Source organism: Pseudomonas oryzae (assembly GCF_900104805.1).
GTDB lineage: Bacteria > Pseudomonadota > Gammaproteobacteria > Pseudomonadales > Pseudomonadaceae > Geopseudomonas > Geopseudomonas oryzae.
Genome location: NZ_LT629751.1, coordinates 279,574 through 293,971, shown reverse-complemented (window position 1 = coordinate 293,971; position 14,398 = coordinate 279,574). Strand labels below are relative to the sequence as shown.

The window sequence follows — 14,398 nt, the reverse complement described above, 5'->3', positions numbered from 1 at the left end:
GACAAGGGCATGCCCGGGGTCATGGCGAACTCAGATAAGCCCCGCCAGGGGAATGAAGTTGACCGCCTCCCCCTCGGCCAGCGTCGTGCCCTCGCGCACCTCGACCAGACCGTCGGCCCAGGCGGCGCTGCGCAGCACCCCGGAACTCTGGTTGGGGTAGAGCACCGCCCTGCCCTGCTCCAGGCGCGCGCGCAGGAACTCGCGACGGCCACCGGCCTTCGGCCAGGCGAAACCGGCCGGCACGGCGAAGCGCAGCGGCTCGAGGCGCGTCACGCCCAGGCGACGCAGCAGGTAGGGGCGCACCAGCAGGGCGAAGGTCACCAGGCTCGCCGCCGGATTGCCGGGCAGGCCGATCAGCGGCGTGCCGCGGTAGCGACCGCAGGTCAGCGGCTTGCCGGGCTTGAGCGCCAGCTTCCACAGGGTCAGCTCGCCCTCCTCGCGCAATACCCGGCCGAGACAGTCCGCCTCGCCCACCGACACCCCACCGGTGGAGAGGATCAGGTCGGCGTCGCCCAGCGCCGCCAATCGCTCGCGGGTGCGCTCGAGATCGTCAGGCAGGATACCGGCGTCCTGCACCGCGCAGCCGAGGCGCTGGAGAGCGGCGGCAAGCAGCGCGCGGTTGCTGTTGTAGATCTGCCCGGCGCCCAGCGTTCGGCCCGGCTCGACCAGTTCGTCACCGGTGGACAGCAGCGCCACCAGTGGCCGACGGCGCACCTCGACGTTGGCCACCCCGATCGAGGCGACCAGCCCCAGCTCGGCCGGCCCGAGCAGGGTCCCGGCCTCCAGCAGGGTCTCGCCGGCGCGGATCTCCTGGCCCTGCGGGCGCACGTTCTGCCCGACGCGCAGCGCCTCGCGAAACCGTACCCGGCCATCGGCCAGCACCTCGACGTTTTCCTGCATTTCCACGGTGTCGGCGCCTTGCGGCAGCGGCGCGCCGGTGAAGATGCGCGCGCAGGTTCCCGGCGCCAGCGACTGCGGCGCCTGACCGGCGAATATCTGCTGGCTGACCGCCAGCGGCTCGCCCTGCCAGTCGGCCAGGCGCAGGGCGTAGCCGTCCATGGCGCTGTTCGGCCAGGGCGGCAGGTCGAGGCCACTGACCAGCGGTGCGGCGAGCACCCGGCCGGAGGCGCTGGCGGCGGCTAGCATCTCGCTCGCGACCAGCGGCTCGGCCGCGGCCTGGGCCAGCAGGCGCTCGAGCGCCTGCTCCAGCGGCAGCAGCGCGCTCATCCGCGCGACTCGCAGGCCGGCGCCTGCTTGAGATGGGCGACGAAGTTGCACGGCCGATGGCGAGCATCCAGCTGGCTGGCGAGGATGCCGTCCCAGCCGGTGCGGCAGGCGTTGGTCGAGCCCGGCAGGCAGCACACCAGGGTGCCGTTGGCCAGACCGGCGAGTGCGCGCGACTGGATGGTCGAGGTGCCGATGTCGTCGAAGGAGATCTGCCGGAACAGCTCGCCGAAGCCATCCACCTGCTTGTCGAGCAGGCAGGCCACCGCCTCCGGGGTGCTGTCGCGACCGGTGAAGCCGGTGCCGCCGGTGATCAGCACCACCTGCACCTCGTCCTCGGCGATCCACTGCGCCACCTGGGCGCGGATGCGGTAGAGGTCGTCCTTGAGCAGCACGCGCGCCGCCAGGTTGTGCCCCGCCGTCTGCAGGCGCTCGACCAGCAGGCCGCCGGAGGTGTCGGTATCCAGGCTGCGAGTGTCGCTGACGGTGAGAACGGCAATGTTCAGAGGAACGAAAACGCTATCGGCATGCTTGCTCATCGGAGGCTCCACGACCGGGTTCGGGATGAAAATCGCTGATCGGCTTTATACACCAACGGGGCGGGACGCACCTGCCTGCGGGCGACCACCGTTGTGGCAGCCGAAACTTTCATATTTGTTCAGCTAACCCCTTGTGCTCTCTCATTTTTTCTGTAGAATGCGCCCCACGAAAACGGAGCGTAGCGCAGCTTGGTAGCGCGTCTCGTTCGGGACGAGAAGGTCGCTGGTTCGAATCCAGTCGCTCCGACCAAATTCCCGAGATACCGACACAGGTCGGTGGATCGAATCGAAAAGCCCGCCCAGCGCGGGCTTTTCTGTTTCTGCTAAGCCCTTGTGCAGCCTGATTTTTTCTGTATAATGCGGCCCACGAAAACGGAGCGTAGCGCAGCTTGGTAGCGCGTCTCGTTCGGGACGAGAAGGTCGCTGGTTCGAATCCAGTCGCTCCGACCAAATTCCCGATCCGGCCGATAGTCATCCGCAGGATCAACGAAAAGACCCGCCTCGTGCGGGTCTTTTCGTTTCCGCTCCCCCACCGGCACGCCCCACACACCTCGGCCAGACGCCTGGCACCGACTGCTGCCGGCACTCCGGCGCCACCCGGCGGTGTCCCGGTCATGCCCTGCATGGCGCACGACCGGGAACGCGTGGTTACAGCGGCAGGTCGAAGTCCGCAGCGATCAGCTTCAGCCAGACGTTCAGACGCTCCTCGGTCAGGCCGCTCTGGTTGTCCAGATCGAGGGCCAGGCCGACGAACTTGCCGTCGCGCACGGCCGCGGAGGCCTCGAACTCGTAGCCCTCGGTCGGCCAGGCGCCGACCACGGTGGCGCCGCGCTCGACGATGAAGTCGTAGAGGATGCCCATGGCATCGAGGTACTCGTCGGGATAGCCGACCTGGTCGCCGAGACCGAAGATGGCCACGGTCTTGCCGGTGAGGTCGACCTCCTGCAGCTTGGGCAGGAACTCTTCCCAGCTCTCGTTCTCACAGTCGGCCGACAGCCCCGGCAGCTCGCCGTCGCCCAGGGTCGGGGTGCCGATGATGAGGAACTGGTACTGGGCCAGGTCCTCGGCCGAGGCGCGGTTGACGTTGAGCGCATCGGCCATGGTGTCGTCGTCGAAGCGTTTCTTGATCATCTTGGCGACCTTGCGGGTCTTGCCGGTGTTGGTGCCGAAGAACAGTCCAATCCTGGCCATAACTCACCTCTAACTGCGTTCTGGGAATCCGTTTACGTGGCTGCCGGCCTCGGCGCGGGCCAGGCTGGCCCTTGTCTCCGAGCAGGAAACGGGCCACCCGTCCGCCTCCCGCATGAAATCTCAAGCATTTGATTCAGAAAGACTTTTTATCCAACCCGGAAGCCCTTGTGCGAAAGCCGACAGGCCCGCAACGACGAGCGCGCGAACCTGTCGGCTTCGCGACACTCACAGGTCGACCGAGATACGCGGCGCCTCGGCGCTGGCGGACGCCGACGTGACGCAGGTGCCCGGGCGAGCCGTGGCGCCGTCCTCGGCGCAGGTTTCCAGCACAACCAGGCGCGCCCCATCACCGTCGTCGCGCAGCTCCAGACTGCAGGCGCGCAGCAGCGGCCTGGACGGCATGTCGAACATGGTCTGCTGCAGCGCCGCCTCGAGCACCGCGCGCAGGCCGCGCGCGCCGGTCCTGCGCGTCAGCGCCTGGTCGGCGATATGGCTGAGCGCCGCGTCGCCGATCTCCAGGGTCACGCCCTGGTAGGCGAACAGCTGCTTGTACTGCTTGACCAGGGCGTTGCGCGGCTCGCTGAGGATGCGCAGCAGGGTGGCGTGATCGAGCTCCTGAAGGAAGGTGATGATCGGGAAGCGGCCGATGAACTCGGGGATCAGGCCGAACTCGTGCAGATCGTCGGGCAGCAGCGCAGCGAGCAGCTCGTTGATCGACGCCTTCGCCTGGCGCGGCGGCTGGGCGTGGAAGCCGATGCCGCCGCTGCGCGGCTGCAGGCGGCTGCGCACCAGCTCCTCGAGGCCGGGGAAGGCGCCGCCGGCGATGAAGAGGATGTTGCGGGTGTCGACCACCTGCTCCTCGGCGTGCTCGCTGCGTCGGCCGCTCTTGGCGATGCGCACCTCGGTGCCCTCGACCATCTTCAGCAACGCCTGCTGCACGCCCTCGCCGGAGATGTCGCGCACCGCCGTGCCGCCGCCGCTGCGCTTGGCCAGCTTGTCCACCTCGTCGATGTAGACGATGCCCCACTGCGCCTGCTGCACGTCGCCGCCGGCCGCCTCGAGCAGGCGGGCGATGATGCTGTCCACGTCGTCGCCAACGTAGCCGGCCTGGGTCAGGGTGGTGGCGTCGGCCGAGGCGAAGGGCACGCCGAGGATGCGCGCCAGGGTGCGCACCAGCAGGGTCTTGCCGGTGCCGGACGGTCCGGCCATGAGGATGTTGGACTTCTCCAGCTCGACCTGCTCGCCGAGCTGGCAGATCGGTTCGCGGTCGCAGTTGAGCAGGCGCAGGTAGTGGTTGTACACGGCGACCGCAAGGGTCTCCTTGGCCGCCTCCTGACCGATCACCGACTCGTCGAGGTGGCGCTTGTATTCGGCCGGGGTACGCAGCTGCGGCGCCAGCTGCTGCAGCTTGCGCCGCTGGCCCCAGCTGCTCACCACCTGATGGGCGAGGTTGACGCAGGCCTCGCAGATGCGCCCGTCGTTGCCGGCGATGAGCGGGACGCTCGGGCTCTTTTCCGCACCGCAGAAGGAGCAGCAGGGTTTGTCGGTGTCAGCCATGGGACGGGTTCTCCACGGGGGCGAAGGGTTGCAGCAGACGCTCCAGCCACTGGCGCTGATGGGCCTTGCGCTGCCGGGCCTGGAGCCTGTCGCGCAGGCGCGGCAGGGCCTCTTCGAGGGAAAGGCGCCGCGCCGGCGTGATGCTCTCGCAGCGGATCAGGTGAAAGCCCATCGGTGACTCCACCACCGCGCTCAGCTCACCCGCCGCCAGAGCGAACAGACGGTCCTCCAGCGCCGGGTACAGGGCGCCGGCGCTGACCTGGCCGAGCAGGCCGCCATTGAGCGCGGTGGGGCACTCCGAGTGCTTGAGCGCCTCCTCGGCGAAGCGCTCGGGCCGCTGGCGCAGGCGCCTGGCGATCACCTCGATGCGCGCCAGGGCGGCCGCGCGGGTGTTCTCCGGAAAGTCCGGGTTGATGGTGATCAGGATGTGCCGCGCTTCGCGGCAGGCCGGGCGCTCGAACTGCTCGGGATGGTTGAAGTAGTACAGGCTGAGGTCGGTGTCGCTGAGCAGCGGCAGGCTGGCGGCGACCCGCTCGAGGATCGCCTCGACCTTCAGCTCGCGGGCCAGCAGCACGCGCAGCTCGTCGTCGCTGAGGCCGTGGCTGGCCAGCGCCTGGCGCAGTGCCGCGCCATCCTCGTAGCGGCTGCCGATCTGCGCCAGCGCCTCCTCGACCTGAATCGGCGGGATGACCACCCCGGTCGCCTCCTGGCTGCGCAGCACCGCTTCCTCGATGCGCCGCTGCCGGCTGACGATGCCGGTGGCGCGCTGCAGCTGCTCGGCGTTGAGCTCGCCCGGCGCGCAGCCGTAGTGCTCGTGGGCGACCTTGAGCAGGTAGTAGCGGTGGTCGCCGGACATGCCTTGCAGTTCACTGCTCATCGCTCACCTCCACATCCTTGGCCAGGGGGGATTCGGCCAGGCACAAACTCTGCTCGGGGATCTGCAGCACCCGGCCGTCGCCGAAGTGCACGTGGTACTGCACGCCCTCGGGCAGATCGCGCAGCACCCGCATCACGCTGCCGACCTGGCCCTGCTCCACCACCACCTCGCCGCGCACCGCGAAGGTGCGCAGGGCCATGACGTTGTCGCGGAACTCGAACAGGCTCGGCGTCCACGGCTCGCTGGCGAGGATCAGCTCCTCCTCGCGACAGCCGACGGTGCGCCCCGAGTCGAGGAAGTGCACCCGGTAGATCAGCTGGTCCTGCAGGTAGGTGCCGACGTCGTACACGCAGCCCACCGAACCGCGGCGGATCAGAAGGGTGCCGGTGTCCATGCCCGGATAGGTGCCGTCGTTGCGCACGTTGCGGATCACCCGCACCTCGTCGCCGTACTCGAACTGCGGCAGGCTCATGGCGGCTCTCCTCGGGGTCAGCCCAGCAACTGGTCGAGCGGGACGAAGGTGGTCTGCGGCTCGTGCATGCGGAACACCTTGAACACCTTCTCGGTCTGCGCGTCGGAGTCGACGAAGTCCTGGTAGGCGCGCCCCAGCAGCTGGCGGTAGACGGCGGCGCGCGCCTCGTCGGCCAGCGTCTCGAGGTCGCCCGCCTTGCCCAGATAGTCGTGGTAGCGCTGCATGATGTGCAGGCGGTTGACGTGGACGACCTTCTGCTCGAAGGGGATGGCGAAGAACTCGAGGAAGTCCTCGGCCGACACCAGCTCCTCGAGCGACTCGTCGAGGCTCAGGTCGGAATCCGGCGAATAGGGTTGAACGCTCATGCTCGTGTCTCCGCGGTGGCCGCAAGGGGGAAGGGAATGATTTCGGCGTCGTGCTCGGCCAGCACGTCCAGCAGCAGGCGGGCGCCCAGGCGGTTGCCTTCGTCCAGCTCGACCACCTTGGCGAGCATCGCCTTGCCCTGCTCGAAGCGGCCCAGGCGCAGGCTCAGGTAGCCGGCGCCCTTGAGCGCCAGCAGATGGAAGCGCAGCAGACCGATGCCGCACTCGGCGGCGGCGGCCAGGGCGGTCTGATCGATCTGCCGCCAGTGCGCCGGCAGAGCGAGGCGCGGACCGACCACCGCCATCACCCGCTCGGCGATGGCCAGCGCGTCGGCGTAGCGGTGCTGGTAGTAGTAGAAGCGGTAGAGGCCGACCAGCACGCTGAGGTCGTCCGGTGCCAGCGCCTGGGCGGCGAGCAGCGCCGGCTCGGCGCTGCCTTCGGCGTACTGCTCGGCGGCGGCGGCCAGCCAGGCGCCCACCTGCGGGTCGGCCGGATCGTCGAAGTACAGCCCCTCGCCATTGAAATCCTGCAGATCCATGGCACGCCCCCCGGCTATTCGCTGCGGCTGGCGGCCGGGCGACGCCGGCCGATGGCGACGGCGCCGCCGGCGCAGTCGCTCTCGCAGATCGCGTTGTCCGGCGAGCAGCCCTGGTAGAACTGCTGCTGGCTGCCGGCGGCAACCAGGCCGCCCTGCTCCAGGCGTTTCTCCAGGCCGTCGATGCGCTCCAGCAGGCAGGCGATCGCCTTGCCGACCGGGTCGGGGATCAGGTGGTGGTCGAGGTCGAAGCCGTAGGGGTTGAGCTGGCCGGCCTCGCGCAGCTTGACCACCTTGCCGGGGATGCCGACCACCGTGCAGCCCTCCGGCACGTCCTGCACCACCACCGAGTTGGCGCCGACCCGCGCCTGGTTGCCGACCGTGATCGGGCCGAGGATCTTCGCCCCGGCGCCGACCAGCACGCCGTCGCCCAGGGTCGGATGGCGCTTGCCCTTGCGCCAGCTGGTGCCGCCGAGGGTGACGCCGTGGTAGAGGGTCACGTCCTGGCCGATCTCGGCGGTCTCGCCGATCACCACGCAGGCGCCGTGGTCGATGAAGAAGCGCGGCCCGATGGTGGCACCGGGATGGATGTCGACGTTGCTGAGCAGGCGGGCGACGAACGCCAGCAGGCGCGCCGGATAGCGCCAGCCGGAGCGCCACAGGCGGTTGCTCAGCCGGTAGAGCATGATCGCGTGCACGCCCGGGTAGGTGGTGAGCACCTCGAAGGTGGTGCGCGCGGCAGGATCGCGCTGGAACACGCAGCGGATGTCGTCGCGCCACTCGCTGAACAGGCTCATGCCAGGGCTCCTGCGGCCAGAGCGCCGGGCGCCGTGTCGAGCTGGCGGTAGAAATCCTCCAGCTCGGCGGCCTGCGGGCTGCGCTTGGTATGGGTGGAGAAGGCGCGGATGCGGCCGAGCAGCGCCTGGCACTGCCAGTCGTCCAGCTCGATGCCCAGCTCGCGGTAGCGGGTGCGCACCATGTGCGCCCCGGAGTGCTTGCCGAGCACCAGGCTGTGGCTGCGGCCGAGCACGTCGGGATTGAGGCCCTCGTAGGTGCGCCGGTGTTTGAGCAGGCCGTCGACGTGGATGCCCGCCTCGTGGGTGAATACCCCGGCGCCGACCACGCTCTTCTGCCAGGCCACCTGGCGTCCGGAGGCCTGCTCGACCAGCGCGGAGATCGCCGGGATGCCGCGGGTGTCGATGCCGGTGTCGATGGCGTAGAGGTGCTTGAGCGCCACCACGCACTCCTCCAGCGCGGCGTTGCCGGCACGCTCGCCGAGGCCGTTGACCGTGGTGTTGAGATGAGTGGCGCCGCCCAGCACCGCGGCGATGGTGTTGGCGGTGGCCAGGCCGAAGTCGTCGTGGGCATGCACTTCCAGCTCCAGGTCGACCCGCTCGCGCAGGAAGCGGAAGCGTTCGAGCATGCCGAACGGCTCCATGATCCCCACGGTGTCGGCGAAGCGCACCCGCCGCGCGCCGGCGGCCTGGGCCACAGCGGCGACGCGCACCACGAAGTCCAGGTCGGCGCGCGAGGCGTCCTCGCAGCCCAGGCATACCTCGAGGCCCGCCTGGCGCGCATCGCCGACCAGGCGCGCCACCTCGGCCAGCGCCCAACTACGGTCGCGGCCGAGCTTGTGCAGGAGCATCAGGTCGGAGACCGGCAGCGACAGGTCGACCATGCCCACCCCGCTGTGCCGCGCGGCGGCCAGATCCAGATCGCACAGCCGGCACCAGGCCAGCAGGCGCGCCGGCAAGCCGAGGCCGGCGATGGCGCGCATCACCTCGCGCTCCTCCTCGCCCATGCTGGGAATGCCGATCTCCAGCTCGGGCACGCCCAGCTCGGCCAGCGCGCGGGCGATGGCGATCTTCTCCTCGGGAGTGAAGGCCACGCCGGCGCTCTGCTCGCCGTCGCGCAGGGTGGTGTCGTCGATGATCACGCTGGCCATGGCTGACTCCGACCAAGAGGGGGATGGCGCGGCCCGCGGGGAGCCGCGCCGGTTCAGGCGTAGACCGGGGCGAAGGCCTGGTCGGCTTCGACCGGGCCGTTGCCGCTCCAGTACGGCGACAGCTTGCGCAGCTGGGCGACGATCGGCGGCACCGCGGCGATCACCCGGTCGACCTCCTCCTCCGTCGTGTAGCGCGACAGCGAGAAGCGCACCGTGCCGTGGGCGGCGGTGTAGGGAATGTCCATGGCGCGCATCACGTGGGAGGGTTCGAGCGAGCCCGAGGTGCAGGCCGAGCCGCTGGAGGCGGCGATGCCGACCTTGTTGAGCAGCAGCAGGATCGCCTCGCCCTCGATGTACTCGAAGGCGATGTTGGCGGTGTTGGGCAGGCGGTTGTCCGGGTCGCCGGTGACGAAGGCGTAGGGCACGGCGGCGAGGACGCCGGCTTCCAGCTTGTCGCGCAGGCGCTTGACCTCGGTGTTCTCGTGCTCCATGAAGGCCAGCGCGCGCTCGGCGGCGACACCCAGGCCGACGATCGAGGCGGCGTTCTCGGTGCCGGCACGCCGCCCGCGCTCCTGGTGGCCGCCGCGCAGCAGCGGACGGAAGCGGGTGCCGCGGCGCAGGTAGAGCACGCCGATGCCCTTGGGCGCGTGCAGCTTGTGGCCGGACACCGAGAGCATGTGGATGGCGCTGTCCTGCAGGTTCATCGGCACCTTGCCGACCGCCTGCACGGCGTCGGTGTGGAACATGATGCCGGCGTCGTCGGCCATCTGCGCCATCTCCAGCACCGGGAACAGCGTGCCGGTCTCGTTGTTGGCCCACATCACCGAGACGATGGCCACGTCGTCGGAGAGCAGGCTGGCGTAGTGGTCGAGGTCCAGGCGGCCCTTCTTGTCCACCGCCAGCTTGTGCACGGTGTAGCCCTCGCTGGCCAGGTAGTCGCACAGGCTGAGGATCGCCGGGTGCTCGACCACCGTGGTGATGATGGTCTTGCGCTCGGGCTGCGCCTTGAGCGCCGAGAGGATCGCCGTGGAGTCGGCCTCGGTGCCGCAGGAGGTGAAGACGATTTCCGAGTCGTGCTCGGCGCCGAGCAGCTTCTGCACGCTCTGCCGGGCCTTCTTCAGCGCCATGCCGACCTGATTGCCGAAGCTGTGCAGCGACGAGGGGTTGCCGAACTGCTCGGTGAAGAACGGCAGCATGGCCTGCACCACCTCGTCGTCGACGCGGGTGGTGGCGTTGTTGTCGAGATAGACGTCGGCCATGTCACACCTCCAGCTGGGCGTGGGCGGCGCCGGCGGCGCTGACCGGGATCACCTTGACGAACTCGCCGAGCTCCTCGATCAGCCGCTGCTGGATGCCGGACAGGGTCATGCTGGCCATCTGGCAACCGGTGCAGGCGCCGGTCAGCTTGACGTAGACGTTCCTGCCGTCGACCTCGAGCAGCTCGACGTCGCCGTGATCGCGCTGCAGGGTCGGACGGATCGACTCCAGCACCATCTCGATGCGGCGGATGCGCTGCAGGTTGGTCATCTTCGGCGCCGGCGCGGCCTCGGCCGGAGCGGGCGCAGCCGGCGCGGGGACCGGGGCGTTGAGGTTGACCAGGCCGGATTTGGCCTTGCCCTTGGCCTTGGTCGGCGCGGCGACGAACACCTCGCCGCGCGCCGCCAGCTCCTCGGTGAGCACCCGCTCGATGCCTTCGTGGCAGGCCGAGCAGCCGCCACCGGCCTTGGTGTAGTTGGTGACGTCCTCGACGCTGGACAGGTGGTTGGCGCGGATGGTCTCGCGCACCATCACCTCGTCGATGGCGAAGCACTTGCAGACCAGCGCGCCTTCCTCGTGGTCGTCTTCCAGCGCCTCGCCCCGGTAGTTGGCCACCGCGGCCTGCAGCGCCTCGCGGCCCATCACCGAGCAGTGCATCTTTTCCGGCGGCAGGCCGTCGAGGAAGTCGGCGATGTCCTGGTTGCTGATCTGCAGCGCCTGATCGACGGTCAGGCCCTTGATCATCTCGGTCAGCGCCGAGCTCGAGGCGATGGCCGAGCCGCAGCCGAAGGTCTGGAAGCCGGCGTCGAGGATGACGTCGGTGGCCGGGTCGACCTTGAGGGTCAGCCGCAGGGCGTCGCCGCAGCTCAGCGAGCCGACGTCGCCGACGGCGTTGGCCTCGGCCACCGCGCCGGCGTTCTTCGGGTTGTAGAAGTGTTCTTTGACCTTTTCCGAGTAATCCCACATGACGGCTGATCTCCGGTGATTCCTGGATCGCCGGTCGTCGCCGGCGACTTCGAATGGCTTAGCAGGCGAAGGACTTGCCACAGCTGCAGCTGCTGCTGGCGTTCGGATTGACGAAGGTGAAGCCGCTGCCTTCCATGCTCTCGACGAAATCCATGGTCACGCCGTCGAGCAGCGGCGCGCTGGTCTCGTCGAACAGCAGGGTGATGCCGTCGCAGTCGACGCTCAGGTCACCCTCGGCGCCGCTCTCCTCCAGCTTGAGGCTGTACTTGAGGCCGGAGCAGCCACCGCCCTCGACGCGGATGCGCAGGCCGGCGACCGGCTTGCCGGTGCTGCTGATGAAGCGGTTCACGGCGCTCTTGGCGCTGTCGGTCATGATGATCATCGGCGTGTCTCCTCGGCTGTGTGGTTGCTTGACCAACCGTTGCAGGAGAAGGTGCAAGGCAGATGCCACCCGCCAATTCGCAATAAAAACCTTTTAAATCAATAAGTTGAATAAGGAACGCAGCACTGGCGGCTGTCATGAAACAGACCGCTGCAGTCGGCATTGTGGTGTTTGCGACAAAACGTCGGGCCCGCGCGGCCTGCGCCAGACGCCGGCAGGGCCCGATGCGTCGGCGGCGGCGCGAACGACTGCCGGACGAATGGCAGGAAATGGTCCTGGAGCCGGTGCGTTTCGAGTTACACCGCGATGCCGAACTGGCCGCCGAGCGCTGCTTCGGCTACGACGCCAGGCGGATCGCCTGCTACTACGCCCACCACTACCGCATCGACGAGCCACGCAGCCGACGACGACGAGGAGTTCTATGTCGCCACGCTGTACGGCGCGCGCTGTCGCGATCATCGCAACGCGGCCTGTGCGATTGGCGCCAATGCGACAAGCTGCAATCCATAAGCCACTGATTCAAAAAGAATTACCACTGGCATTCGGGTTGCAGCGGGACAACCGACCAAGGCCCGGCGGGGCATGGCCAGTCGGTTGCGCGCCACCCACTGCGCGGCCTCCCCCCTCCCCTGGGCGCCGTCCGCGGCATCCAGGAAGCTCGCAGGGCGACTACCGCTGCCCTGGCCCGCCGGCCTTGCCTTTCGCTAACCGTGATAGAGAGAGCAGCATGTCCATCAAGGAAATCCAAGCCTTCTCGGAACTGGCCAAGACCGACCCGAGCCTCGGCGAGAAGCTGAAAGCCTGTGAAAAAGTCCGCGAGATGATCGGCCTGGCCAGGGAGGCCGGCTTCACCATCATCGAAGATGCGCTGTATCCGCCGAACGAGCCGCAGTTCAGCGAGGAGCAACTGTCCGCCAAGCTGGTCAAGGCCCTGCTGCGCGCCTGAGCGCCTGTAGGAGCGAGCGGGCTCGCGATCGATCGGCTCGTCCCGGGATCGCGAGCCCGCTCGCGCCTGCGGCAAGCCCGACCGCCGCGCAGCCGCAGCTAGCCGAGCAGCACCTCGTAGACCCGGCGCAGCAGTTCGCGATCCAGCCAGGGCATGCCGATGCTCTGTGGCAGCTCGATCCAGCGGGTGCCCGGTGGCGGCGGGCACAGCTCGAAGCCGGGCAACGCCGCCAGGTAGACCGGCAGGATCAGCCCTGGGACCTCCAGGCGCAGGGCGAACTCGTCGACCAGTTCGAGGGCGCGGGCGATGCCGAGCAGCTGCTGCAGCTGGCGCAGGGCGCTGGCCGGATGGCTCTGCACCGGCGCCGCGGCCGCTGCGCCGGCGAGCACCGCCAGACGCGGCAGCGCCTGGGGCAGCACCACGCCGCCGTCAGTCGGAATCAGGAAGTGCAGGCGCGCGCCGACCGGATGCTTGTGGCAGACCAGCATGCGCCAGGGCAGGCCGTAGCCGTGCTGCTGGTCGATCATGCATCGAGCGCCAGCAGGGCGTATTCCACCGGCCCGGCGAACAGGCGGGTGCCGCCGCCCTCGGCGGCCACCTGGTGCGCCGCCGGCGCATCCAGCACGCGCACGCCGGCCAGGTAGTCGACGCCGAACTCGCGCCAGCCCTCCAGCCACGGCAGGCTCGGCCCCATCAGCACCACCCGCGCCTGGCGCGACAGCTCGAGCAGGCGCGGCAGGGTCTTGTTGGCCAGGCTGCTGGCGGTGACGAACACCCAGTCGGCCTGCGGCAGGACGAACTCGGCGGCGGCATCGGGCAGATCGCCGTCCTGCTGCTGGCGTTCCAGGCACTGGTAGGGCAGGTCCTGCCAGAGCGTCGCCAGGCCCGGATAGTGGCCGATCACCGCCACCCGCTGCCCGTCCAGCTGCGGACGGAAATGGGCGAACACGCGCAGGTGGCCCGGTGCCGCGCCCCCCAAGGGCTGCGCCGCGCGCAGGCAGGCGGAGTCGCCATTGACCGCGGCGTTGAGCACGGCGAGGCCGACCGCCGCCTCGGCTGCGTGCCACGACAGCAGCCATGAGCGCAGCTCGCCGGCAGGACGCCCGGCCAGGGTGCCGGCCCAGCTCAGGGTGCGCGGCACCTGGCGGGGGCTGAAGGCGAAGCCGCAACTGCCGGCCACCTGCGCCACCGTCCAGTTGAGGCCGAGGCACAGGCGCTCGACCGGGGCGTTGGCCGCGGCGCTGGCCAGCAGCCAGTCGTAGACCGCGTTCATGCGCCGAGCGCCGGCAGCAGGCGCAGCTCGCTCTTCAGCGCCCCGGCGCGGCCCCAGGCGGTGACCGCCTCGATCACCCAGGCGCGCCGCCGCGGATGCGCGAGCAGCACGTCGAACTCGGCGAAGGCCTGGCCGTCGCCGTTGACCAGCACGCTGCCCTGCAGGGCGCCGCCTGGCGCGCGCCACTCGGCGTACAGCGCCTGGCTGTGGTCGAACGGATCCACGCGCAGCTCCGCGTGGCTGCCGGGCGTACCGGCCACCGCCAGTGGCCGCTCGACGCCGGCGGCGACCAGGCAGGCGGCCAGCGTCTGCCAGATCTCCGCCAGCAGCGGCTCGACTTCCTGCAGACGCTGCGCGAGGACGCTATCCATCAGGCGGCCTCCTCGGCGAACGCGCGGGCGATGTGCAGGAAGGCGCCGCCGCCGATCTCGTCGACCGGATCGAGCTCGAGCAGCTTCTCCAGCACGCGCTGCGCCTGCGCCACCCGGCCGCGGCGCAAGCGGATCACTCCGAGCGCCTTGAGGCTGAACAGGTACAGCCGCTCGGCGCCCTGGCGCCGCGACCAGTCGGCGCTGCCGGCATGCAGGCGCCGGTAGTTGCGGACGAAGCCGGCCGCCTGCGCGGCCTCGTGCAGGGCCAGCCACACCGCGGCCTCGGCCTCGGCGTAGCGGCGGCTGACGAAGTAGAACTTGTACAACGCGACGTGCGCGTCGGCCTCCTGCGGCCAGCGCCGGCGCGCCTCGAGGAGCAGCGCCTCGACGCCGTCCGGAGTCGCCGCGCACAGCGCGTGGTTGAGCAGGTAGCGCAGCTTCTGCGGCGTGTCGGCGGAGAAGAAGGCGCGCTCGGGAGCGAACAGCAGCACCTCGGCCAT

General features: G+C 69.6%; 19 protein-coding genes and 2 tRNA genes. 4 read left to right on the top strand and 17 right to left on the bottom strand.

The window, feature by feature from the left end:
* Nucleotides 1-30 precede the first annotated feature (30 nt).
* Nucleotides 31-1,227, bottom strand: a complete 1,197-nt coding sequence (locus BLT78_RS01480) for a molybdopterin molybdotransferase MoeA (RefSeq protein WP_090347285.1) — start codon at nucleotides 1,225-1,227, stop codon at nucleotides 31-33.
* Nucleotides 1,224-1,763 (bottom strand): molybdenum cofactor biosynthesis protein B, encoded by a 540-nt coding sequence (gene moaB / locus BLT78_RS01475; protein WP_090347284.1) that lies wholly within the window; start codon nucleotides 1,761-1,763, stop codon nucleotides 1,224-1,226. Before moaB ends, BLT78_RS01480 begins: the two co-directional genes overlap by 4 nt.
* 173 nt (nucleotides 1,764-1,936) lie before the next feature.
* Here moaB and BLT78_RS01470 point away from each other — a divergent pair.
* Nucleotides 1,937-2,013 (top strand) — tRNA-Pro (locus BLT78_RS01470).
* A gap of 123 nt (nucleotides 2,014-2,136) precedes the next feature.
* Nucleotides 2,137-2,213: transfer RNA gene (locus tag BLT78_RS01465), tRNA-Pro, on the top strand.
* A 198-nt stretch (nucleotides 2,214-2,411) separates the two neighbouring features.
* Here the strand turns inward: BLT78_RS01465 and BLT78_RS01460 are convergent.
* The 11 genes from BLT78_RS01460 to BLT78_RS01410 form a co-directional block, all read right to left on the bottom strand.
* Nucleotides 2,412-2,954 (bottom strand): flavodoxin, encoded by a 543-nt coding sequence (locus BLT78_RS01460; protein WP_090347283.1) that lies wholly within the window; start codon nucleotides 2,952-2,954, stop codon nucleotides 2,412-2,414.
* Nucleotides 2,955-3,179: 225 nt separating this feature from the next.
* On the bottom strand, nucleotides 3,180-4,511 hold the full coding sequence (gene clpX, locus BLT78_RS01455) for an ATP-dependent Clp protease ATP-binding subunit ClpX (protein WP_090347282.1): 1,332 nt from the start codon (nucleotides 4,509-4,511) through the stop codon (nucleotides 3,180-3,182).
* Nucleotides 4,504-5,388, bottom strand: a complete 885-nt coding sequence (gene nifM / locus BLT78_RS01450; protein ID WP_090347281.1) for a nitrogen fixation protein NifM — start codon at nucleotides 5,386-5,388, stop codon at nucleotides 4,504-4,506. Before nifM ends, clpX begins: the two co-directional genes overlap by 8 nt.
* Nucleotides 5,378-5,860, bottom strand: coding sequence for a nitrogen fixation protein NifZ (locus tag BLT78_RS01445; protein ID WP_090347280.1), 483 nt, complete (start codon nucleotides 5,858-5,860; stop codon nucleotides 5,378-5,380). Before BLT78_RS01445 ends, nifM begins: the two co-directional genes overlap by 11 nt.
* Before the next feature lie 17 nt (nucleotides 5,861-5,877).
* Nucleotides 5,878-6,225, bottom strand: coding sequence for a nitrogenase-stabilizing/protective protein NifW (gene nifW / locus BLT78_RS01440; RefSeq protein ID WP_090347279.1), 348 nt, complete (start codon nucleotides 6,223-6,225; stop codon nucleotides 5,878-5,880).
* Nucleotides 6,222-6,761, bottom strand: a complete 540-nt coding sequence (locus BLT78_RS01435; protein ID WP_090347278.1) for a hypothetical protein — start codon at nucleotides 6,759-6,761, stop codon at nucleotides 6,222-6,224. Before BLT78_RS01435 ends, nifW begins: the two co-directional genes overlap by 4 nt.
* Before the next feature lie 14 nt (nucleotides 6,762-6,775).
* Complete coding sequence (gene cysE / locus BLT78_RS01430; protein ID WP_090347277.1) at nucleotides 6,776-7,555, bottom strand: serine O-acetyltransferase; 780 nt, start codon at nucleotides 7,553-7,555, stop codon at nucleotides 6,776-6,778.
* Nucleotides 7,552-8,703, bottom strand: coding sequence for a homocitrate synthase (gene nifV / locus BLT78_RS01425; protein ID WP_090347276.1), 1,152 nt, complete (start codon nucleotides 8,701-8,703; stop codon nucleotides 7,552-7,554). The genes cysE and nifV overlap by 4 nt, the downstream gene beginning before the upstream one ends.
* Nucleotides 8,704-8,756: 53 nt before the next feature.
* Nucleotides 8,757-9,962, bottom strand: coding sequence for a cysteine desulfurase NifS (nifS, locus tag BLT78_RS01420; protein ID WP_090347275.1), 1,206 nt, complete (start codon nucleotides 9,960-9,962; stop codon nucleotides 8,757-8,759).
* Between the two features lies 1 nt (nucleotide 9,963).
* Nucleotides 9,964-10,926, bottom strand: a complete 963-nt coding sequence (gene nifU / locus BLT78_RS01415) for a Fe-S cluster assembly protein NifU (protein ID WP_090347274.1) — start codon at nucleotides 10,924-10,926, stop codon at nucleotides 9,964-9,966.
* A 58-nt stretch (nucleotides 10,927-10,984) separates the two neighbouring features.
* On the bottom strand, nucleotides 10,985-11,308 hold the full coding sequence (locus BLT78_RS01410) for a HesB/IscA family protein (protein WP_090347273.1): 324 nt from the start codon (nucleotides 11,306-11,308) through the stop codon (nucleotides 10,985-10,987).
* A 137-nt stretch (nucleotides 11,309-11,445) separates the two neighbouring features.
* Between BLT78_RS01410 and BLT78_RS21225 the strand changes: the two genes are divergently transcribed.
* Nucleotides 11,446-11,826, top strand: a complete 381-nt coding sequence (locus tag BLT78_RS21225) for a hypothetical protein (RefSeq protein WP_157719456.1) — start codon at nucleotides 11,446-11,448, stop codon at nucleotides 11,824-11,826.
* A 209-nt stretch (nucleotides 11,827-12,035) separates the two neighbouring features.
* Nucleotides 12,036-12,254, top strand: a complete 219-nt coding sequence (locus BLT78_RS01405) for a Nif11-like leader peptide family natural product precursor (RefSeq protein WP_090347272.1) — start codon at nucleotides 12,036-12,038, stop codon at nucleotides 12,252-12,254.
* A 98-nt stretch (nucleotides 12,255-12,352) separates the two neighbouring features.
* On the opposite strand, the gene BLT78_RS01400 is transcribed toward BLT78_RS01405, so the two are convergent.
* Genes BLT78_RS01400 through BLT78_RS01385 form a run of 4 tightly spaced genes read right to left on the bottom strand, consistent with a single transcriptional unit; the run spans nucleotide 12,353 to nucleotide 14,398 of the window.
* The gene (locus BLT78_RS01400; protein ID WP_231975671.1) at nucleotides 12,353-12,781 is read right to left on the bottom strand and encodes a hypothetical protein; all 429 of its coding nucleotides are present in this window, start codon (nucleotides 12,779-12,781) and stop codon (nucleotides 12,353-12,355) included.
* A complete protein-coding gene (locus BLT78_RS01395) occupies nucleotides 12,778-13,527 on the bottom strand; it encodes a DUF364 domain-containing protein (RefSeq protein WP_090347271.1) in 750 nt (249 codons plus the stop codon). The genes BLT78_RS01400 and BLT78_RS01395 overlap by 4 nt, the downstream gene beginning before the upstream one ends.
* A complete protein-coding gene (locus BLT78_RS01390; RefSeq protein WP_231975670.1) occupies nucleotides 13,524-13,898 on the bottom strand; it encodes a hypothetical protein in 375 nt (124 codons plus the stop codon). The genes BLT78_RS01395 and BLT78_RS01390 overlap by 4 nt, the downstream gene beginning before the upstream one ends.
* On the bottom strand, nucleotides 13,898-14,398 hold the full coding sequence (locus BLT78_RS01385; protein ID WP_090347270.1) for a hypothetical protein: 501 nt from the start codon (nucleotides 14,396-14,398) through the stop codon (nucleotides 13,898-13,900). Before BLT78_RS01385 ends, BLT78_RS01390 begins: the two co-directional genes overlap by 1 nt.